Raw genomic sequence first — 20,617 nt, 5'->3', positions numbered from 1 at the left:
CCGCTCAGAGGGCTGCCGTGCCGATCAGCGCGTTGCGGGACACCAGTGCCGCCAGGTCCTGCTCGGTCAGCGACTCGGTGTCCTCCGGGCGGCGGGGCAGGACCATGTAGCGGGTCTCCGAGGTGGAGTCCCACACCGTGATCTCCGTGTCGGCCGGCAGCCGCAGCCCGAACTCCTCCAGCACCGCGCGCGGTTCGCGCACCACGCGCGAGCGGTAGGCCTCGCTCTTGTACCAGCTCGGGGAGGGGCCGAGCAGCCGGATCGGGTAGCAGGAGCAGAGGGTGCAGACGATGACGTTGTGGGTGTGCGAGGTGTTCTCGACGACACGCAGCCGCTGGGGCTGGACTCCCCCGGCGGCGAGGCCCAGTTCGGCGACGGCCGCGGTGCCGTCGGCGAGCAGCCGGGCCCTGAAGCCCGGGTCGGTCCAGGCATGGGCCACCACCCGCGCTCCGTTGGCCGGGGAGGCGCCGCTCAGGAAGGCGTCGATGACCTCGTCGAGCGCGGCGCCTGCAACGATGCCGCGCTCCTCCAGGAGGGTTTCCAGCCGCCGTACGCGGCGGGAGACGAGGGCGTCGGAGTGGGTTCCGGTCACGGCTGGTCGTCCTCCAGATAGCTCTCGGACAGGTCGAGCACGACGTGGTGGTCGCCTTCGCCCCACAGGTCGCGGGCCTCGAACCGTACGGCGTAGACCTGCTCGACGGGGGCGTCCTCGCGTCCCTGGGAACGGATGTCGGCGAGCGGGGAGCGGCCCTCGGGCTCCACGACGGTGCCGGTCTTGCCGCGTGCGTACCGCGGCAGCCGGGTGTGGTGCGGTGGGTCGTGGTCGACGGTCCGCACCCGCGCGCCCGGCGCGAAGCGGTCGGCGGTGCCGGTGCCTGTGCCCGTGCCCGTGCCTGCCCCCGCGCCGGTGCCTGTGCCTGTGCCGGTGCCGGTGCCATTTCCGGTGCGGGTGCCGTCAGGAGCGGCGTCAGTCATCGAGCTCGCCCGCCTCGATGACGCCCTTGCGCTCCAGCAGGGTGACGATGGCATGGACCCAGCGCTCGTAGTACGAGGCCGCCAGGTATTCGGCGGGCTCCATCGACTCGACGGCGTCGCGGAACTCGTCGAGGTTGAAGACCTTCCCGGCGAGCAGCGCCCGGTTGAGGGCGAACACCCGGGCTTCCCAGTCGGCGTGGAAGGGCTCGGTGTCGTCGGTGGTGTCGATGGGCCCGAAGCCCTGCATCCCGCCGACGTCGTTGATCCTGGCCATGCCCTCACAGTAGGACTCAGCGCCCCACGGCGTAAACGATCAGGTTGTCCACCGGGTGCCCCTGCGGGTCGAAGGCTCCGTCGCAGGTGATCAGGCGCAGGGCCCGCCCGCTCGTCGGGCCGTAGACCTTCCGGGTGGGAAATGCCTTCTTGCCGACCGTCTCGGTGCCGGTGACGGTGAAGTGGAGCGTCCTCCCCCGCCTCGTCCGTACGGCGATGTCCGCGCCCTTGGCGATCTTCTTCAGATCGTGGAAGACGGCCCGGCCGAAGCGGGTGTCGTTGTGGCCGATGATCACGGCGGCCCCGCGCGCGCCCGGCACTGCTCCGCCGGTGTACCAGCCCGCGGTCATGCCCCGGTCTGCGGGCGGGACTTCGACCGTGCCGTCGCCGTTGAGGCCGAGCCGCATGAGCGTGCTGGTCACGCCGATGGAGGGGATGTCGATCTGCGCGGGATCCGCGGGATCCGCGGGGTCCGCGGGGTCCGCGGGATCCACGGGATCCACGGGATCCACGGGCTTCTCCGGGGCGGTGCGGCGCGGGGCGATCGACGGTGTCCGCACATCCTGCGCGGCTCGCGGCGGCGGAATCGGTACGGCGTCGGCCGAGCATCCGGCGAGGGCGGCGGATGCGCAGGCGGCCAGCGCGAGGCGGGCGAGCGCGGACGGCGCGCCGGGCGGCCGGGCGCTTGGGTGCGTACGGAACATGGGGTCTCCAGAGCGGGGACGGCGCCGCCGGTCGGCGGCGCCGTCCCTGGACGAGGGATCAGCCGTTGCGGTGGGCGGCCGACCGGCGGCGCACCGCGATCGTTCCCGCGCCCGCGACCAGGGCGAGCGCCGCGGCCGACCCGGCGAGTGCGGTGGTCGGGGTGCCGCCTGCGGAGGCGGCCGGGCGCTCCCCGGCGGAGACACCGCCTCGGTCGGCCGCGCCGAGGGCGTGGCGTCGGCGAGGGCGGCCGTGGACGGGACGATCACCGCTCCGGCCACGGCGGTGGCGACGACGAGAGCACGCAGGGACAGACGGTGGGACATAGGGGTGGCTCCATTCCAGCTCGGCCGTTTCGGCGTTTGGCGACAGGCTGGCCTGAAGGTGTGAAGAAGCTGTCAGACCGCTGTGGTCATCCGATCAGGGCCGGCGGGCGGGAGTTTCAGCGTGAAGACCGAGCCCTTGCCCTCGGTGCTCGCCGCGTCCGCCGAACCGCCGTGCGCCTCCGCGAGTTTGCGGACGATCGCCAGCCCCAGACCGCTGCCGCCGGTACGCCGGCTGCGGGACTTCTCCGCGCGCCAGAAGCGGTCGAAGACGCACGGGAGGTCCGCGGCCGGTATGCCGCTGCCGGTGTCGGCGACCTCGACGGTGACGGTCCCGGACGCGCGGCCGTGCGCGCTCAGCGTGACGGCGCCACCGGGCGGGGTGTGGCGTACGGCGTTGGACACCAGGTTCCCGACCGCCTGCCGCAGCCGGACCGGGTCGGCGCTCAGGGCGGGGACGTCGTCCGGCAGGGACACCTTCAGCGTGACGCCCGCCGTCTCCGCCTGGGCCAGGTGGGCGGCGGCGACCTGGCCGAGGAGTTCGTCGATCCGGACCGGCTCGGGGTGCAGGCGCAGCGCGCCCGCGTCCGCCTGGGCCAGGTCCTGGAGGTCGCCGATGATGTGCTGGAGCTGCATGGCCTCCTCCAGCAGCGAGGAGACGAAGGCGGGGTCGGGGTCGGCGAGGCCGTCCTGTGCGGCCTCCAGCCAGCCGCGGATGTTGCTGAGCGGGGTGCGCAGTTCGTGGGCGACGTCGCTGACCATCGCCTTGCGCTGTTCCTCCAGGCGGGCGCGGTGCACGGACATGTCGTTGAAGGCCAAGGCCAGCCTCCCGATCTCGTTGTCCGCGGAGACCGGCACCGGGACGGGGCCGGCGTATCCGCCGTCCCTCATCCGCTGGGCCGCGCCGGTGAGCGCACGCAGCGGCCGTACGAGCCGGGTGGCGGCGAGCAGGGAAGCGCCGACCGTGAGGGCCAGAACAAGGGCGGCCGCACCCGCGATCCGGGCGGTGTTGGCCGGGGAGAGGTCGAAGCCGGGGACGGTCCCGCCGTCGGGGTCTCCGATGAACAGCAGGGCGGGCGAGGCGACATGGGAGCTGAGCTGTTCCCGGCGGGCGGTGCCGACGCAGGAGGCGACGGCCCGGTCGTCGTCGTCGGGGGTGGGCGCGACGGACGGAATGTCGAACAGCTCGGGCCGCTCGGCCGGCCCGATCGGCTCGGGCCGTTCGGTCGGCTCGGGGTGCAGACGCAGCGCGCCCGCGTCCGGCCACTCGGCCGGCCCGGGACGGTCCTTCCAGGAGAGGTTCAGGTTCAGCCGCACGGCGTGCCGGTCCTGGCGCTTGAGGCAGGCGTTCGCGAGCTGGTTGAGCGCGGCGAGCGCCTTGGCCTCGGTGGCGGTGGGCTCCTCCAGCGCGTCGATCGCGCACCGGGTTCCCCGGATACGGTCGAGGTCGTTGCCGACGACCTGGATGCGCGGCCGGCCGCTGGGTGTCTCGATGATGTCCGAGGTGACGCCGTATTCGCGCAGGCAGGAAACGGTCCGCTCCGCGGTCGCCCGCAGCCGGTCGCGCTCGGCCGCCGGGAGCCGGAACGGTCCGACGGCGCGCAGGTCGATACGGTCCGCGGTGCTCTGTCTGCCGCCGCCCGCGAGTGTGCTGTCCGTGGAGAGCGGGTCGACGACGGCCGACGTCTGCGGCGGGAGCGCGGGCGGCTTGTCCTGGGTCGCCGAGTCGGCGAGGGGCACTCGCTGCGCGGTGGTCAGCGCGATCCGGCGACCGGTCTGCCCGGCGAGGTCGGCGACGGTCCCGTCCACCCCGTCCCAACGGGGGTGGGTCGCCGCGTAGCCGAGCAGGGTGTTGTAGATCCGGGCGTCGTCGGTGAGGTTCTGCCCCTGCTCCTGCTTGATGGCGCCGGAGGTGGTCTGCACGGCCAGCCAGGCGGTCGCGGCCACCGAGCAGGCGGCCACCAGCGCGGACACGGCGAGCAGTCGCCCCAGCAGGCTCTTCCTCAGCGGGAGTCTGCGCTCTCCCGGCGTGGTGCTACGAGGAGGCACGAGCGGCACTCTTCGCCGGGTCGGTCAGTTTGTAGCCGACGCCGAAGACGGTGAGCAGGCGGGCGGGCCGCCGCGGGGCTGGCTCGATCTTCTTGCGCAGATTCATGATGTGCACGTCGACCGTGCGGTTGCCGATGTACCGGTCGAAGCCGTGGAGTTCCTCGAGCAGCCGCTCCCGGGTGAAGACCCGGTCGGGCTCGGCCGCCATCGCCGCCAGGATGCGGAACTCACCCGGAGTGCACTCCACCGGGCCGCCGTCGATGGTCACTTCGTGCCGGTCGGGGTCGATGAGCAGCGAGCCCACCGAGAGCGTGGCGGCGGCCTCGGCCGCCGTACCCGAGCCCCGGGTGCGGCGCAGCAGGGTGCGGACCCGGGCCATCAACTCCCGCGGGCTGTAGGGCTTGGCCATGTAGTCGTCGGCGCCGAGGTCCAGGCCGAGCAGGAGATCGTCCTCGGTGCTGCGGGCCGTCAGCATCAGCACCGGCAGCTCGCGGGCCTCGGCCCGCAGCACGCGCAGTACGTCCAGGCCGTCGGCGCGCGGCATCATCACATCGAGGACGAGCAGGTCGGGTTCCCTGTGCCGGACGCACTCGATGGCCGTTCTGCCGTCCCGTACGACCGTGACGGCATGGCCCTCCCGTTCCAGGTAACGGCGGACCAGCTCGGCCTGCTTCTCGTCGTCCTCGGCGACCATGACGTTTGCGCACACGCCGCCGATCGTAAGCAGTCCTGCGGCCCCACGGGTCAGTTCCGTGGGGCCGCAGTGAAGGACGGGGCAGCTGTTACAGGTTTCCGCGCTTCTCCTGCTCACGCTCGATCGCTTCGAAGAGCGCCTTGAAGTTGCCCTTTCCGAAGCCCATCGAACCGTGTCGCTCGATCATCTCGAAGAAGACCGTCGGCCGGTCCTGCACAGGCTTGGTGAAGATCTGCAGCAGATAGCCGTCCTCGTCGCGGTCGACGAGGATCTTCAGCTCGCGCAGCGTCTCGACGGGCACACGGGTCTCGCCCGCCCACTCGCCGAGCGTGTCGTAGTACGAGTCGGGGGTGTCCAGGAACCGGACTCCCGCCGCCCGCATGGCCCGTACGGTGGCGACGATGTCGTTCGTGGCGAGAGCGATGTGCTGCACACCGGCCCCGCCGTAGAACTCCAGGTACTCGTCGATCTGCGACTTCTTCTTCGCGATCGCCGGTTCGTTGATCGGGAACTTCACCTTCAGCGTGCCGTCGGCGACGACCTTCGACATGAGGGCGGAGTACTCGGTGGCGATGTCGTCGCCCACGAACTCCTTCATATTGGTGAAGCCCATGACCTTGTTGTAAAAGGCGACCCACTCGTTCATCTTGCCGAGTTCGACATTGCCGACGCAGTGGTCGATGGCCTGGAAGGTGCGCTTGGCCGGCGGCTCGACGATCGGGTCGGCGGCGACGAAGCCGGGCAGGTACGGGCCGTCGTAGCCCGAGCGGTCGACCAGGGTGTGCCGGGTCTTGCCGTACGTCGCGATCGCGGCCAGCACCACCGTGCCGTGCTCGTCCTTGATCTCGTACGGCTCGGTGAGGCCGCGGGCACCGTGCTCGGTGGCATAGGCGTACGCGGCGCGCGCGTCCGGCACCTCGATGGCCAGGTCGACGACTCCGTCGCCGTGCTCGGCGACATGGTCGGCGAGGAAGCGGCCCCAGTCGGTGGACTGCTTGATGACGGAGGTGAGGACGAAGCGCGCGCCGCCGTTCTCCAGCACATAACTGGCCGTCTCGCGGCAGCCGTTCTCCGGTCCGGAGTACGCGACGAGCTTCATGCCGAAGGCGGTGGAGTAGAAGTGCGCGGACTGCTTGGCGTTGCCGACGGCGAAGACGACCGCGTCCATTCCCTTCACCGGGAAGGGGTCGGCCTCACGCGCGGTGTTCAGGGCGGGATCGGTGATCATCGAGTTCTCTGCCATAACGGCAGACTCCCCCCGATCCACAAGGTGCGCAATAGTTCCCGATTCCACTGGGCAATCTGCATAGCAGGGGAGGAATATATGGGGGATATCTGTACATGATGACCATGAGGGAGACGCGATGGCGATCGATCGTCTGGACGGCCGGCTCATCATCCTGCTCGCGCGCGAGCCGCGCATCGGAGTGCTGGAGGCGTCCCGGCGACTGGGCGTGGCGCGCGGCACCGTACAGGCGCGTCTCGACCGCCTTCAGTCCAATGGAGTCATCCGGGGACTCGGACCCGACGTCGACCCGGCGGCCCTCGGCTATCCCGTCACCGCGTTCGCGACCCTGGAGATCAAACAGGGACAAGGCGCGGACGTACGCGCCCATTTGGCAGGCGTGCCGGAGGTCCTGGAACTGCACACCACCACCGGCCACGGCGACATGCTGTGCCGTCTTGTGGCCCGGTCCAATGCCGATCTGCAGCGGGTGATCGACCGGGTTGTCGGTTTTGATGGCATTGTCCGGGCCTCCACGGCGATCGTCATGGAGAATCCGGTGCCCTTGCGGATCATCCCGCTGGTGGAGCAGGCTGCGGAGGACGAACCGGTGTGAGGGAGCGCTCGTGAGCTTCTGGGAGTATCTGGTCACCCGACGCGAGCAGCTGCTCACGGACACCTTCCAGCAGGCCAGTCTCGTCTTCCAGTGCATGGTCCTCGCCACCGTGATCGGCGTGGCCATCGGCGTGTGCACCTACCGCAGCGCCTGGGCCGGAAACCTGGCGATCCTCTCCACGGCAACGATCCTCACCGTCCCCTCCCTCGCCCTGATCGGTCTGCTGATCCCGATCGTGGGCCTGGGCGTGGCGCCCGCGGTGATCTCCCTGACGCTGTACGGCCTGCTGCCGATCGTCCGCAACTGCATCGTGGGACTGCGGGGTGTGGATCCCTCTCTCGGGGATGCGGCCACGGGCATCGGTATGTCGCGGGCCGCCCGGACGGTCCGGGTCGAGCTGCCGCTCGCCTGGCCGCCGATCCTCACCGGTATCCGGGTCTCCACCCAGATGCTGATGGGCATCGCCGCCGTCGCCGCCTACGCCTCCGGGCCCGGACTCGGCAATGAGATCTTCCGCGGGATCGCCTCTCTGGGCAGCGCCAACGCGCTCCACCAGGTCCTCGCCGGCACGATCGGCATCGTCGTCCTCGCGCTGCTCTTCGACGCCGCGTACGTCCTGCTCGGGCGGCTGACCATCTCCAGGGGGATCCGTGGCTGAGAACGACGCCCCCGCCTCCACCGCCTACGCCTCCGTTGCCTCCACGGCCGTATCCGAAGCCCCGGCCGCCGCGTCCAAAACCTCCCCCGGCTCCGGTGCGGGCATCCGGCTGGAGAACCTCACCAAGCGCTACCCCGGCCATCCCGGCCCGGCGGTGGACAACGTGTCACTGGAGATCAGGCCGGGCGAGACAGTGATCCTCGTGGGCCCATCGGGCTGTGGGAAGTCGACCACACTGAAGATGATCAACCGGCTGATCGAGCCGACATCCGGCCGGATCAGGATCGACGACGAGGACGTCACGGACATCGACCCGGTGAAACTGCGCCGGAAGATCGGCTACGCGATCCAGTCGTCCGGGCTCTTCCCGCACATGACGGTCGCGGAGAACATCTCCCTCGTACCGAAGATGGTGGGCTGGTCGTCCTCGCGCGTGAAGAACCGGGTCGAGGAGATGCTCGACCTGGTGGGCCTCGACCCAAGAGAGTTCCACGGCCGCTATCCCCGCCAGCTCTCGGGCGGCCAGCAGCAGCGCGTCGGTGTCGCCCGCGCACTGGCCGCGGACCCTCCTGTCCTGCTGATGGACGAGCCCTTCGGGGCCGTCGACCCGATCACCCGCGACCATCTCCAGGACGAGCTGATCAGGCTCCAGCGCGAGTTGCACAAGACGATCGTCTTCGTCACCCACGACTTCGACGAGGCCATCAAGCTCGGGGACCGGATCGCGGTGCTGCGGGAGCGTTCGCACATCGCGCAGTTCGACACTCCGGAGGCGATCCTCACCAATCCGACGGACGACTTCGTCTCCGGGTTCGTCGGCGCGGGCGCCGCCCTGAAACGGCTCAACCTCACGCGCGTGCGCGAGGTCGAGATCGCCTGCTTCCCGACGGTCACGGTGGACGATCCGATCCAGTCGGTCCTCGACAGGCTACGGGCGAGCCCCCACGACGAACTGCTGATGCTGGACCGCAGGAACCGCCCCTACAAGTGGCTGCGGCGCGGTGATCTGCAGCGCGCCCGCGGCTCGCCGGCCAGGGCCGGGCAACTGGTGCGCGGCACCGTCGCCCGGGACGCGACGCTGCGCGACGCCCTGGAAGCGGTGCTCACCGACGTGGGCGGACGTGTAGCGGTGACCGGCCGGCGCGGGGAGTTCATCGGCGTCGTGGACATGGAGACGCTGATGAACTCCGTGCACGAGATGCTCGAAGCCGACCGGCTCACCGCCCTGGAGCACCAGCACGACCTGGAGGAACTGCGTCACCACAGGACCGAGACGGAGCTGGAGGGCGGTGCGGGCGAATGAGTACGGCTCAACAGCGCCCGCCGGGCGGGGAAGGCGCCGACACCCACCGGCACGAGGAAGCCCCTCCCCCTCCTCACACCCCCGAGCGGCGGATCACCTGGCAGAAGCTGGTGGTCCTGCCGTCCGTCGTCGCGGTCGTCCTCCTCGCCACCTATCTGTGGATCTCCGGCATCCACCTCGACGCGATCGCCGAGAACTCCCTGTCGGGCGGCAATGTGCAGCTGCGGCTGTGGCAGCACATCCAGCTCACCGCGATCTCCACCTTCTGGGTGCTGATCATCGCGATCCCGCTGGGCATCGCGATCACCCGGCGCAGGCTGAACAAGGCAGCCCCCGGTGTCACCGCCCTCGCCAACATCGGGCAGGCGACCCCGGCGATCGGCCTGCTGGCGCTCCTGGTGATCTGGCTGGGCATCGGCCGGTCCACGGCGATCATCGGCATGGTGATCTACGCGGTGCTGCCGGTGCTCTCCAACACGGTGGCGGGCCTGAAGGCCATCGACCCCCAGCTGGTGGAGGCCTCGCGCGGCATCGGCATGTCGGCGCACGGGACACTGGGCCGGGTCGAACTGCCGCTGGCCGTGCCTCTGATCCTCGCGGGCGTGCGCACGGCCCTGGTCCTCAACGTGGGCACGGCGACGCTCGCGACCTTCGTCGGCGGCGGCGGTCTCGGCGACCTGATCACCTCCGGCATCCAGACCCAGCGGATGCCCGTCCTGATCGTCGGCTCGGTGCTGACCGTGGCGCTGGCGCTGGTGGTGGACTGGCTGGCCTCACTGGCCGAGCTGCTGCTGACGCCACAGGGACTGGAGGCGTGATGCGGTGTCCGCGGACGTCTCCGGTCAGGGCCATGCCCCTGGCACTGACCCTGTTCCTGGCCCTGGCACCGGCCCTCGCCGGCTGCGGGCTCAAGAGCGGCTCACCGATGGTCGACGACGTGGTCCCGGGCCCGCGCGGCAGCGGCAGGCCGCTGCACGGCGCCTCGCTGACGGTCGCCTCCAAGAACTTCAGCGAGAACATCATCCTCGGCCAGATGATCGGCCTGATCTTCAGGGCGGCGGGCGCGGAAGTGCTCGACCGGACGAATCTGCCCGGGTCGATCAGCGCGCGCGAGGCCATCGTGAACGGTGACGCCGACGCGATGTACGAGTACACGGGCACCGCCTGGATCACCTATCTCGGCCACGAGAAGCCCATCATCAGTCCACAGGCGCAGTGGCAGGCAGTGCACGACGAGGAGCTGGGGAAAGGCGTCACCTGGCTGCCGCAGGCCTCGCTCAACAACACCTACGCACTCGCGATCAGCAAGAAGAACAACGCGAGGTACCACCTGAAGACGCTGTCGGACGTCGCCGAGCTGTCGAGGAAGGACCCGTCGGCGGTGACGGTCTGTGTGGAGAACGAGTTCGCGGCGCGCGCGGACGGGCTGCTGGGCATGGAGAAGGCGTACGGGATGAAGATCCCGGCCGGGAACATCGGAAAGATGGACGCGGGGATCATCTACACCCAGGTGTCGAAGTCCGACTCGTGCCTGCTCGGCGAGGCGTACACGACGGACGGCCGGATCACGTCGCTGAACCTGGACACACTCGCGGACGACAGGCGCTTCTTCCCCAACTACAACGCGGCGCCCGAGATCCACAGCAAGTCGATCGAGAAGTGGCCGGCCATCGCGGAGCTGCTGAATCCGCTGAGCGCGCGGCTGACGACGTCGATCGCGCAGGAACTCAACGCGAAGGTGGACGTGGACGGGGAGGACCCGCACGAGGTGGCGAAGGACTGGCTGATCCAGGAGGGCTTCATCAAGGAGGGATAGCCCGCGCGGAGGGGCCGAGGGCCGCGCGGTCAGCACCTGGCTCGGGACCGCGCGAGCTCCCCGAGCCCGGGGACCCAGGGCGCCGCCCAGATCACCCCCGCCGCACTCAGCAGCTCGGAACCTTCCCGCCCTTCTCCAGAGCCCGAAGCGACTCCACAGCGCCCTTCAGAGTCGTGACCGGGATCAGCCGCAGGCCCTTCGGCAACTCCGCCTGGGCATCCGGGCACTCGTCCTTGGGCACGAGGAAGACGCTCGCGCCGTCCCGCTTGGCGGCCTGCGTCTTCAGCGAGACACCCCCGACCGCGCCGACCTTCCCGTCGGCGCTGATCGTCCCCGTACCGGCGACGGTCCGCCCTCCGGTGAGATCGCCACCCGCGCCGTCGCCGACGAGCTTGTCGACGATGCCGAGCGAGAAGAGCAGCCCGGCGCTGGGCCCGCCGACATCGGCGAGGTGGAGGGTCACCTTCACTTTCGCCGGGTCCTTCTTGAGATAGGAGAGCGCGGCGGTGGTGGCGGAGTCCTGCGACGTCTCCATGTCCTCGAGGTTGTGCTCGGTGACCTCCTCGTCGGACTTCCCGGGCGGATAGACGGCGTCGCGGGGCAGCACGGCACGGTCGGTCCGGAACCACCCGTCGACCACATCGCCGAGATCGACATCGGCGGAGGGCCCGGTCGCGATGATGGTCGTCATCCGCAGCTCGCCCCCGGGTGTGCGGGTGGGGGCACCGGAGATGGTGATGACCGGGGCGCCCTTGTCCTTGCCCAGCACGTCGGCGGTGGTGCCGGGCTGCGCCACGACGTACGGCAACGGCGCGAACCCGACGACGGCGAAGAGCGCGGCGATGGGGAGGGCGCAAAGGGCGAGGGCGCGGGGGCGCGTGAGACGGGAGAGCACGCTGTCAATCTAGCGGGAGGCGCGCGACACCAGGCGAGCACGGGCCCCGGCTCAGGCTCATCGTCCCTGCTTGCACGCGGTGGCCCGGCTCAGGGTGGGGGCGGCCTGGCTCGGCCACGGCGCCTTTGCCGTACCGGCGCCGCCTTCAGCCCGTCCGGTGGTTGGCACCCTTCAGCCCGTCCGGTGGTTGGCGCCGCCTTCAGCCCGTCCGGCGGTTGAGGACACCGCCGCACCACGGACGACCGCGCCCGGCAGCAGACCCGCGCCGTGGACCGGGGCGAGGCCCGCACCGCCGACGACCGTACCCGGCCGTGGAGCCGGCACCCGCGCCCCGCGCCCGCGTCAGCGCAACGCGTCCGCGACCTCGCGCGCCGCGTCCATCACCCGCGGCCCCACCCTCTCCGGCACCGAGTCCGCGAGCATCACCACACCCACGCTGCCCTCTATACCCGTCACTCCCACCAGCGCCGCCGCCGCGCCGCTCGCGCCCGCCTCCAGCTCGCCGTGGGTGAGGGTGTATCCGGGTTCCTTCGACTTGCTCTGGCGGGCCGCCAGAATCGCCTTGCCCGCCGCACCTCGATCCAACGGGTGACGGAACCCGGCGCGGTAGGCGACGTGATAGTCCGTCCAGGTCGGCTCGACGACGGCGACCGCGAGGGCCTCCGCGCCGTCGACGAGGGTGAGATGAGCCGTGGCACCTATGTCCTCCGCGAGCGAGCGCAGCGCGGGCATCGCCGCCTCGCGCACCAGCGGATGCACCTGGCGGCCCAGGCGCAGCACGCCGAGGCCCACCCGGGCGCGCCCGCCCAGGTCGCGGCGGACAAGGGCATGCTGCTCGAGGGTGGCGAGCAGACGGTAGACGACGGTTCGGTTGACGCCGAGTTTGTTGGACAACTCGGTGACGGTCAGCCCGTGGTCAGTGTCGGCGAGAAGCTTGAGGACACGTAGTCCCCGGTCGAGCGTCTGGGAGGTCTCCGCGGTCACGACGCCCTCCTTCGGAGTGAGTGACGGCGGTCCCCCGACGGAAGCAGCGACACCGGTCCCATCGGCGACGCACCTCAGAGGCCGCCGGCAGGCCATGGCACACCGGCTGCGCTCCGCGGCGGCGCTGCCACGGGGCGTTTGCATTGCGGGGACAGTAGCGAGCAGGTTCGCTCAGCGGAAGACCTCGTCCAGAATCCGGGCGTTTACGCGGAGCGCGAAGCCGGTTGCTCCCCGTTCAGGATGTACGTCCCGGGGGAAATCCCAGCGCTGAGGCGGGAAGACGGCCCCGTCCGGCATCCCGGCCCGCACGGGCGTGTCCCGTATCCGTACACCGGTAACCGCTGACAGAACACCGAACGCCGAACACCGACGCGCGGACCGGACCGCGTGTCACTGCGACCGCATGACTCCGCATCCGCATGACGCCGTGACCGCGTCGCTCCGCGACGGCGTGTCACCGCGACCGCGGCTCATCGCATCCGCGTCGCCCACTCCTGGACCTTCTTGATCCGCTCCCGGATCTGCCCGGCCGTCGCCTCCGCGCTCGGCGGCCCGCCGCACACCCGCCGAAGCTCCGTGTGGATGACGCCGTGCGGCTTGCCGCTCTGGTGGACGTACGCGCCGACCATCGTGTTCAGCTGCTTGCGCAGCTCGAGAAGCTCTTTGTGGGAGACCACGGGACGCCGCTCGGCCGGCAGCTCCAGCAGATCGGCCTCGTCGTCGGGCTTCTTGCGGCTGTGCGCGATCTGCCGCGCCTGCCGCTTCTGGAGGAGCAGCTGCACCTGGTCGGGTTCGAGGAGCCCCGGGATACCGAGGTAGTCCTGCTCCTCCTCGCTCCCCGGGTGCGCCTGCATACCGAACTCGGCGCCGTCGTACAGCACCCGGTCGAAGACCGCGTCGGACTCCAGGGCCTCGAAGGGGAGCATGTCCTGCTCGCCCGTGTCCTCGTCCTGCTGCTTCTCGGCCTCGGCGAGGAGCTTGTCCTCCTCGGCGTACGGGTCCTCGTCCCCGTCCTTCTTCGGCTTGTCGAGCACATGGTCGCGCTCGACCTCCATCTCGTTGGCGAAGCCCAGGAGGTTGGGGATGGTCGGCAGAAAGACGGACGCGGTCTCGCCACGGCGGCGGGAGCGTACGAAGCGTCCGACGGCCTGCGCGAAGAAGAGCGGGGTCGAGATGGTGGTCGCGTACACCCCCACCGCGAGCCGCGGGACGTCGACGCCCTCGGACACCATCCGGACGGCGACCATCCAGCGGTCCTCGTTCTCGCTGAACTCCTCGATGCGCCGGGAGGCCGCGGCCTCGTCGGAGAGGACGATGGTGGCCTTGGTGCCGGTGATCTCGCGGATCAGCTTGGCGTACGCGCGTGCGGAGTCCTGGTCGGAGGCGATGACCAGTCCGCCGGCGTCCGGGATGCCCTTCCTGACCTCGGTGAGCCGCTTGTCGGCGGCGCGCAGGACGTTCGGCATCCAGTCGCCGCGGGGGTCGAGCGCGGTGCGCCAGGCCTGCGAGATGGCGTCCTTGGTCATCGGCTCGCCGAGGCGTGCGGCGATCTCGTCACCGGCCTTGGTGCGCCAGCGCATATTGCCGCTGTAGGAGAGAAAGATGACGGGGCGCACGACTCCGTCGCCGAGGGCGTTGCCGTATCCGTACGTGTAGTCGGCGGCCGAGCGGCGGATCCCGTCGTTGCCCTCCTCGTACGCGACGAAGGGGATCGGGTTGGTGTCCGACCGGAAGGGCGTACCGGTGAGCGCGAGCCGCCGGGTGGCAGGGTCGAAGGCTTCGAGGCACGCCTCGCCCCAGGACTTCGAGTCACCGGCGTGGTGGATCTCGTCCAGAATCACCAGGGTCTTGCGCTGCTCACAGCGGTTGCGGTGCAGCATGGGCCGCACGCCGACGCCCGCGTAGGTGACGGCGACGCCCTGGTACTCCTTGCTGAGCGGCCCGGCGCTGTACTCAGGATCGAGCTTGATGCCTATCCGCGCGGCGGCGGCAGCCCACTGCTTCTTGAGGTGCTCGGTGGGGGCGACGACGGTGATCTGCTGCACGACGTGGTGGTGCAGCAGCCAGGACGCGAGGGTGAGGGCGAAGGTGGTCTTGCCGGCGCCGGGGGTGGCGACGGCGAGGAAGTCCCGCGGCTGCTCCTGGAGATACCGCTCCATGGCGCCCTGCTGCCAGGCACGCAGCTTGTTGGCGGTACCCCAAGGGGCACGCCCGGGGAAGGCGGGTGAGAGGTGGTGGGAGGCGGTAGTAGTCACGGTCTCCGGTTCGACGCTCGTCCAGGTATGACAACCGGGCCACCCTACCGGTGCGATCGCCGAGACCCGCGGCGAACCCGTCGGAGCGGGCCGGGTGAGACCCGCCTCACAGGTCGGCCCGCGGGGCCACATCACGCTCCACGTCCCGGCCCCACCTCCGCGCGCCGCTTCCGGGGTGCGCGCCCAGCAGCACACTCGTCGAAGCGACGACCAGCCCCAGCCGCGGAGACGATCCCGCCACTGGGCGCACGGTGAGCCCCGCCGAGAAGCCCGCCCCCGCCCTGCTCCTCGGGCCCATCGAACAGGTCGGCGGCCGGCGGCCGGCGGAGAGACGTCGGTGTCACGGGGTTCGAGGGCGGACATGGGCTCAGAGTAAGGTCCATGATCCAGAATGGGACCTGTCGCGGGACCGGACCGGGCTGGCCCCTTGGTCGTACGACCGTGAACGCCGTATGGCAGTCGCATTGCAGCCCGCGCCATGTCCTTGAGCGCTGCGGGCACCCCGCCTACGGTCGAGGCAACGCAGACACACGGCCGTGTGCCCGAGTGGTTGAGGGACTCGCCTGCAAAGCGAGTTACGCCGGTTCGATTCCGGTCACGGCCTCCGGCAGCCGATGGCGCTGAGCTGCCCATCGCAAAGGGCGGTCCCGATCGGGACCGCCCTTTACTGCTTTCGTCTGAGGTTCCCGCCCCGGCCGGTCAGGGGGCCGGCGCGCCGCTGCCGCTCTGATTGCTCGGCGCGGCGGTGGCCGGGCCCTGCGCGGGTGATGCCTGCGGCGGTACCTGCCCTTGAGCCTCCGTCTGCATCACCCCGGTGCTCCTCGTGGAGAACCCGCTGAGCACCTGAGACGCGATGGTCTTCCTGAGGACGAAGATGGAGCTGATGGAGGTGAGCGGAATCCCGCACAGGGTCACACACCATCCCGGATGCCCCTTCTGGGCGAGCTGATACCCCAGCCAGATGAAGGAGAGGACCAGGAAGCCGGAAACGACAACTCCGAGGGCTGCGACAGCGTTACCCATCACCACGTTCCAGCGTGCGGTCCTGGCAGGGTAGTTGATGGCTTTGAACGCGAGCTTCAAATCTTTGCGATTTACGCCCTGGAGATGCTTTGCCAGTTCGACCAAACGGTCGACATCGATTTTTCCGTCGCCGGTTTCTGCGACTTGGGACATCTAAAGAGCCTCGCTCACGTCGGACGAACGAGCCTCGCTCACGTCGGAAGCCAAACGCCTGAGTGTGCGAACAACAACGTGATTGGCGCTGGCCGTTTGCATCAGGCGATCTACAGAAATGCCTCCGCCGTCGATCTGGCCCGGAAGCTGATCGGGAGAATGTTCCGCATCCGTGTACTCGGTCATGATCTCGACAAGAATGGCGTTTGCCAGCTTCGGGTTGTGCTGACTCAGGCGCAGGAGCCGACCGGCCTCCATCGCGGACACCTTGGCTTCCGCCATTTCACGCAGTACGGCGCGCATACGGTGCCTGGTCTGCAGTTCGAGCGCCTGCCTGTTCAAGGTCCACCGAAGGACCCCGAAGAAGAGGACGATGGCGATCGTCGCACCTGCCGAGATGGCACTGACGGCGATCAGCGGCCATGCGGTGTCGCTGGCGATGGCGATGATACAGAGCACAAGAGTCGACACCGCACAGAGAAAGCTGGCGGTCACCGCGGCCATCCTCAGCCTGGAGAGCGGCGCGTTCACTGCTGCGGCTATCGTGACGCCTCGTTTTTTGGATTCCACCGCGGAGAGTGCCTCGATCAGGGCATCGACGCCCCCGCCGAAAGTCCGACCGTATGTCGGCTGACAATCGGGCCGCGCCGTCAACACCCGCCCCGAGGGGTCGAACACGCTCAGCATGCCCGCGGCGAGGATCTTCCCCATGACGCCCCCCTGAAGCACCAAGCAATGTCTACCCAACGTAGCAGATCAACAACGCTTTGTGATCTGGCTCGCTCGGATCCTCAACGTAACCGAGCCGCGCGAGGGTGCGCCGAGAAAGCCGAAGATCGGTTCATCGAAAGGAAGAATCGATTCTTTCCCGCAATGGGATCGAACAACCCGCCCTTCGGTTCGCACTGTTCGGTCGTGGCGCGCAGAAATGGGAGCAGCCAGCCTCCGCCGAGGCTTTTCGGACGACCGGAGGTGCGCCGGCGGCCGAACCGCCCCTCTCCGGGCCCCGTACGCCCACGGCCTCGCGGCGCCTTCCCCTGCACCCCATTCCTGTGGGGGTGTTCGCGCTGGACGGCCCCGGAGTCGTGGCCACCGGGGGATACCTCTCGCTCTCCGACCAACTGGTCGCCGCCGTGGGCACCGGAGGCAAGGTGGTCACGTTCGTCGCCTCCACGGGCGAGCGCAAGTGGACGGCTCCCGCACAGGCCCGATACTTCCTCGCCTCCGACGAGAGTTCGCTCTACGTGGTGACGACGGACGGCCGACTACGCCCCATCGGCCGCTCGGACGCCACCGTCCGCTGGACGGTAAGGAGCCCGGTCGATCTCCTCGCCGGACTGGGCACGCGGGGAGTTGTCGCGCAGGGCCGTCTCCTCTGCTGTGTCCCGGGCGGCGACATCGTGGCCGTCGACACGAAGAACGGCTCGACTCTGAACGAGCATTCGCTGACGGCCCTGCCGGTTCTGTGACGGCTTCGCGCCGTCGTCCACGGTGGAGGGACATCGGCGCGAAGCACCGTCAGCTCGGGTCGGTGCACGGCACGGAGGGCTTCCCCAACTCCGCCGATGATCGGGTTCCGGGGTTCGCGTTCGGGGTGCGGTTCCGGTTCCGCGGGCGGCTGGCGGCGGGCGGCGGGCGGCCAGGTCACACGCGTACCACAGGCCGCCCGCAGCTCACAGGCATCGAGTCATCAGGCAGCGGGCTTGGGCACCCCTTCGACCAGCTTGGTGTCGTTCTGGCAGCCGAGGTCGGTGGCGACCTTGCGCGCGGCGGCGTTGAGCACGGTGATCTGAGACGCCGGGAGATCCTTCGTCTCGGCGGCGCCCTTGCCAGGCCGTTCGAGCTCGGCGGCGACGATGATCTCCTTCGCGGGCTCCTTCATACGGCACTTGAAGGAGATGCTCGCGAAGCGATTCGATGAGATCGCGGACTCTCCGGTCGTGAACGGAGCGAATCCTGTGTCCCCGGGCTTGTGCGGGGTGACCACCAGAGCCTCGCGGAACGAGATGTTGACCGTCGGCTCACCGTCCTTGGCCGTCCGCAGCCTGCAGAACGGGCTGCCGCTCGCCATCTCCTGCGTCGTCAGCTTGCCGTCGGCGTCCCGCAACGCGCTGAGCGTCTCGTCCGGCTGAGAGCGGTCGTCCGTGAGATCGCCGTCCCCGGCAATCGCCTTGAGGGCATCAAAGGCCGCCCCTTCCTTCGCGAAACCACCGCAGACCGCGGCGACAGCCTTCCCCTTCGCGCCATCCGGGCCGCCGCCGTCTCCATCACCGCCGGAGGAGCAGCCTGCTGCCGCAGCCAGGGCGAGGAGGGCACCTGGCACCATGAACATTCTCAGCGTGGATCGCATGTCACTTCTTCGGCTTGTACGGGTCGGGCAGTGAGTCGTCCTTGGCATGCAGGCGGCTGTCCTTGACGTACTTGGTCAGCTCTTCCTGAATGTAGTTGCTGTCGTCCTTGCTCCATCCGGGGGCACCGGCATACGCCTGAGCGGGCATCAGGGCGTTCTGCTTGCCCGTCTCCAGCGCCTCGTCCTTCAGGTCGTCCGACTTCTTCTTGAGGATCTCGTCCTCCTCGTACTTCTCCGCGATGTCGTCGGCCTCCATTCCGAGGTACGTCACCACGGCGCCGCCGATCGTCTCCGATGCAAGGGGTACGAGCGCGCCGCCCGCGCCGCCGGTGAGCGCCGCGACACCGCCCGCGGCGGCGGCGCCCACGCCGAACTTGACCCACTCCGTGGTCCTGCCGACGGCCTTCTTGTGCTCCTCGGAGTCCTTTTGGTAGTCCTGATCGATCTGCGCCATGCGCGAATCGTCGAGGATGCCGTGGGTCTCGGCGCCGATCCGCAGCGCGGTCTTGGCATCGGTGAGGTCCAGGTCCTTTGCCGGCCCGGAGCCGGGCGGGGGGCCGACCTGGTCCATGACACTCGTCGTGTACAGCGTCTGCGCGGCGGACAGCTGGCCGTGACCGGTCTCGCTCTGAGCGACTGTGCCCATGAAGCCGATCGTGTCGCCCCGGCTGAACAACAGCTCGGTGTCGAACTTGTCGCCGAAGCGGGACTTGCCGTTCCCGGTGTTGGCGCCGAACGGAGAATTCTCCGTCTCCTGGGTGGAAGAGAGGCTTTCCTGCTCCATCGACCGGTTGAACTCGTCGATGTACGCCGCGCCCATCTTGCCGAGGCTGTCGTCGATGCCGGGCTGCGTGTGCATGTACTTCGGGTCGTCGCCGTACCGCTCCACGACCTTCTGCATGACCTCGGCGTTCTCGACCGTGCGGACGTCCTTGAGACCCTCGGTCGGCGCATCGTACGGATGACCCGTCGTTGCGGACTCCAGGGCGTGGCCCAAGGCGTTGTAGCCGGGCTCCTTGGTGTGGTTGCCCTTGTCGTTGAGCTCCTCGGGCCAGTCGCGGTCCTTGGAAAAGTAGTCGAACGCGTTGAGCTTCTTGTTGTCCTTGTCGTTCTCCGGCGTCAGGTCGATGTCGCTGTTGAAGAACTCGGTGGACGCCTTCGGGTTGTGGCCGAGTCCCTCCATGAACCCGATCATCGGGTCCTGCCCCTGGTCGCCGCCCTGCCAGTTGAGGTGGTTCGCGGGCGTCTGGAACCAGGCCCGGCCGGGCGGGTGCGAGCCGCCGTGGGTGATCTTGTCCTCGGCGACGACGAGCGCGTTGCCGTAGGTGCGCAGGAACTTGTCGTCGTAGTCACCGACGCGCATCAGGTTGCTCATGACCTGGAAGCCGTACGGATGCGTGCCCCGCGACTGGATCGGCTCACTGCCGGACTTGATCATGTCCGTCTTCCACTGCTCCATGTCGGGGCTGGTGGAGTGCGTGGCGGTGGCGAGGGTCATGCTCCAGTTCTTCTGGAGCTCGGCGAGCTTGTCCTTGTGGTCGATGCCGAGGCGCGAACCGTCGCTCGGGTCGCCCATGTCCGCCCAGTACTCGAGGTTGCCCTTCGCCCCCACCTCGACGGCGAAGCGCTCGGCGAAGTACGGGTCGTCCCTGTTGTCCTTGAAGTACTTGTTGAGCTTGTCGATCTCCTCCGGTGTGGCGTCGTCGCCCTTCTCGGCGAGCTTCGCCGCCGCCTTGGCGTCCTCGGCGTCCTGGGCCTTCGAGGCTTGCTTGAGGCCGGTGTACTCCGTACCGGAGAAGTTGTTCTCATCCGTGCCGACGACCGAACGCAGCGCGCGGGACGCCACATCGTCGGCGTCGTTCGCCCTGTCGAGGGCGGCCTTGATGGCCGCCCTCATTTCGTCGAAGTCCTTCTCCTGCGGCTTGGGGCCGTCGTAGTCCTTGCTTCTGCGGTCGGGGTGGATCAGATAGCTGACGGCGCCGTTGGTATCGATCCGCATTCCCTTGGCGGGCGCTTCCTGGACCAGCTTCTCAAGGGATTCCTTGGCCGCTTTGAACTCGGCCATCGCGTCCTTGAGGATGTTTCGTATGCTGTCCGCCACCTTGGCGGCGTCAGAGAACTCCTTGGCGGTCTTCTTCACGAAGGGACGCGTCACACCGGCGTTCTCTCCCTGCCAGTCGGCCTTGTCCGCCTTCGCCTGGAGGCCGTTCTCCGCCTTCTCCTGCAGCGTGGTCAGCTTGTCGTACGTGCTTCCCCAGTCCGAGACAGCCTCGTTGAGGCTTCCGAGCCGGACATGGAGTACCTGGTCGAATGTCGGCATCGT

20 protein-coding genes and 1 tRNA gene are annotated in these 20,617 nt (G+C 69.2%); 7 read left to right on the top strand and 14 right to left on the bottom strand.

From position 1 onward, the window contains the following. Positions 1–4: 4 nt before the first annotated feature. From nthA to hppD, 7 genes are all read right to left on the bottom strand, one after another. Positions 5–592 carry a nitrile hydratase subunit alpha gene (gene nthA / locus OG293_RS22415; RefSeq protein WP_406000565.1) on the bottom strand — a complete coding sequence of 196 codons (588 nt, stop codon included), beginning with the start codon at positions 590–592 and terminating at the stop codon, positions 5–7. Further along, positions 589–975 (bottom strand): SH3-like domain-containing protein, encoded by a 387-nt coding sequence (locus tag OG293_RS22410; protein WP_406000564.1) that lies wholly within the window; start codon positions 973–975, stop codon positions 589–591. Before OG293_RS22410 ends, nthA begins: the two co-directional genes overlap by 4 nt. Beyond that, positions 968–1,249, bottom strand: a complete 282-nt coding sequence (locus OG293_RS22405; RefSeq protein WP_406000563.1) for a hypothetical protein — start codon at positions 1,247–1,249, stop codon at positions 968–970. The genes OG293_RS22410 and OG293_RS22405 overlap by 8 nt, the downstream gene beginning before the upstream one ends. Before the next feature lie 16 nt (positions 1,250–1,265). After that, positions 1,266–1,952 (bottom strand): class F sortase, encoded by a 687-nt coding sequence (locus OG293_RS22400; protein WP_406003681.1) that lies wholly within the window; start codon positions 1,950–1,952, stop codon positions 1,266–1,268. Positions 1,953–2,348: 396 nt separating this feature from the next. Next, entirely contained in the window at positions 2,349–4,322 is a 1,974-nt protein-coding gene (locus OG293_RS22395) for a sensor histidine kinase (RefSeq protein WP_406000562.1), read from the bottom strand. Beyond that, a complete protein-coding gene (locus OG293_RS22390) occupies positions 4,309–5,031 on the bottom strand; it encodes a response regulator transcription factor (protein WP_406000561.1) in 723 nt (240 codons plus the stop codon). Before OG293_RS22390 ends, OG293_RS22395 begins: the two co-directional genes overlap by 14 nt. 73 nt (positions 5,032–5,104) lie before the next feature. Then, on the bottom strand, positions 5,105–6,244 hold the full coding sequence (hppD, locus tag OG293_RS22385) for a 4-hydroxyphenylpyruvate dioxygenase (RefSeq protein WP_406003680.1): 1,140 nt from the start codon (positions 6,242–6,244) through the stop codon (positions 5,105–5,107). Positions 6,245–6,380: 136 nt separating this feature from the next. On the opposite strand from hppD, the gene OG293_RS22380 reads away from it, so the two are divergent. From OG293_RS22380 to OG293_RS22360, 5 genes are all read left to right on the top strand, one after another. After that, positions 6,381–6,857 (top strand): Lrp/AsnC family transcriptional regulator, encoded by a 477-nt coding sequence (locus tag OG293_RS22380; protein ID WP_406000560.1) that lies wholly within the window; start codon positions 6,381–6,383, stop codon positions 6,855–6,857. Between the two features lie 10 nt (positions 6,858–6,867). After that, a complete protein-coding gene (locus tag OG293_RS22375; RefSeq protein WP_406000559.1) occupies positions 6,868–7,515 on the top strand; it encodes an ABC transporter permease in 648 nt (215 codons plus the stop codon). A gap of 103 nt (positions 7,516–7,618) precedes the next feature. Continuing rightward, entirely contained in the window at positions 7,619–8,818 is a 1,200-nt protein-coding gene (locus tag OG293_RS22370) for an ABC transporter ATP-binding protein (RefSeq protein WP_406003679.1), read from the top strand. After that, complete coding sequence (locus OG293_RS22365) at positions 8,815–9,636, top strand: ABC transporter permease (protein WP_406000558.1); 822 nt, start codon at positions 8,815–8,817, stop codon at positions 9,634–9,636. The genes OG293_RS22370 and OG293_RS22365 overlap by 4 nt, the downstream gene beginning before the upstream one ends. A gap of 32 nt (positions 9,637–9,668) precedes the next feature. Next, positions 9,669–10,634, top strand: coding sequence for a glycine betaine ABC transporter substrate-binding protein (locus tag OG293_RS22360; protein ID WP_406000557.1), 966 nt, complete (start codon positions 9,669–9,671; stop codon positions 10,632–10,634). A gap of 106 nt (positions 10,635–10,740) precedes the next feature. On the opposite strand, the gene OG293_RS22355 is transcribed toward OG293_RS22360, so the two are convergent. From OG293_RS22355 to OG293_RS22345, 3 genes are all read right to left on the bottom strand, one after another. After that, positions 10,741–11,529, bottom strand: coding sequence for a PDZ domain-containing protein (locus OG293_RS22355; protein ID WP_406000556.1), 789 nt, complete (start codon positions 11,527–11,529; stop codon positions 10,741–10,743). Positions 11,530–11,871: 342 nt separating this feature from the next. Continuing rightward, positions 11,872–12,513 (bottom strand): IclR family transcriptional regulator, encoded by a 642-nt coding sequence (locus tag OG293_RS22350; RefSeq protein WP_406000555.1) that lies wholly within the window; start codon positions 12,511–12,513, stop codon positions 11,872–11,874. Positions 12,514–12,983: 470 nt separating this feature from the next. Further along, complete coding sequence (locus tag OG293_RS22345) at positions 12,984–14,768, bottom strand: DEAD/DEAH box helicase (protein WP_406000554.1); 1,785 nt, start codon at positions 14,766–14,768, stop codon at positions 12,984–12,986. A gap of 532 nt (positions 14,769–15,300) precedes the next feature. Between OG293_RS22345 and OG293_RS22340 the strand changes: the two genes are divergently transcribed. Next, positions 15,301–15,372, top strand: a tRNA-Cys gene (locus tag OG293_RS22340). A 95-nt stretch (positions 15,373–15,467) separates the two neighbouring features. Here OG293_RS22340 and OG293_RS22335 read toward each other — a convergent pair. Both OG293_RS22335 and OG293_RS22330 read right to left on the bottom strand, forming a co-directional pair. Then, a complete protein-coding gene (locus OG293_RS22335; RefSeq protein ID WP_406000553.1) occupies positions 15,468–15,944 on the bottom strand; it encodes a hypothetical protein in 477 nt (158 codons plus the stop codon). Beyond that, on the bottom strand, positions 15,945–16,655 hold the full coding sequence (locus tag OG293_RS22330) for a hypothetical protein (RefSeq protein ID WP_406000552.1): 711 nt from the start codon (positions 16,653–16,655) through the stop codon (positions 15,945–15,947). Between the two features lie 341 nt (positions 16,656–16,996). On the opposite strand from OG293_RS22330, the gene OG293_RS22325 reads away from it, so the two are divergent. Beyond that, complete coding sequence (locus OG293_RS22325; protein WP_406000551.1) at positions 16,997–17,413, top strand: PQQ-binding-like beta-propeller repeat protein; 417 nt, start codon at positions 16,997–16,999, stop codon at positions 17,411–17,413. A gap of 221 nt (positions 17,414–17,634) precedes the next feature. Here the strand turns inward: OG293_RS22325 and OG293_RS22320 are convergent, their stop codons facing one another. Then, the gene (locus OG293_RS22320) at positions 17,635–18,294 is read right to left on the bottom strand and encodes a hypothetical protein (RefSeq protein WP_406000550.1); all 660 of its coding nucleotides are present in this window, start codon (positions 18,292–18,294) and stop codon (positions 17,635–17,637) included. A 1-nt stretch (position 18,295) separates the two neighbouring features. Beyond that, positions 18,296–20,614, bottom strand: coding sequence for a hypothetical protein (locus OG293_RS22315; RefSeq protein WP_406000549.1), 2,319 nt, complete (start codon positions 20,612–20,614; stop codon positions 18,296–18,298). Between the last annotated feature and the right edge of the window lie 3 nt (positions 20,615–20,617).

The sequence above is a fragment of the Streptomyces sp. NBC_00829 genome, assembly GCF_045161795.1.
Classification (GTDB): domain Bacteria; phylum Actinomycetota; class Actinomycetes; order Streptomycetales; family Streptomycetaceae; genus Streptomyces.
This window is presented reverse-complemented; position numbering and strand designations above follow the sequence as displayed.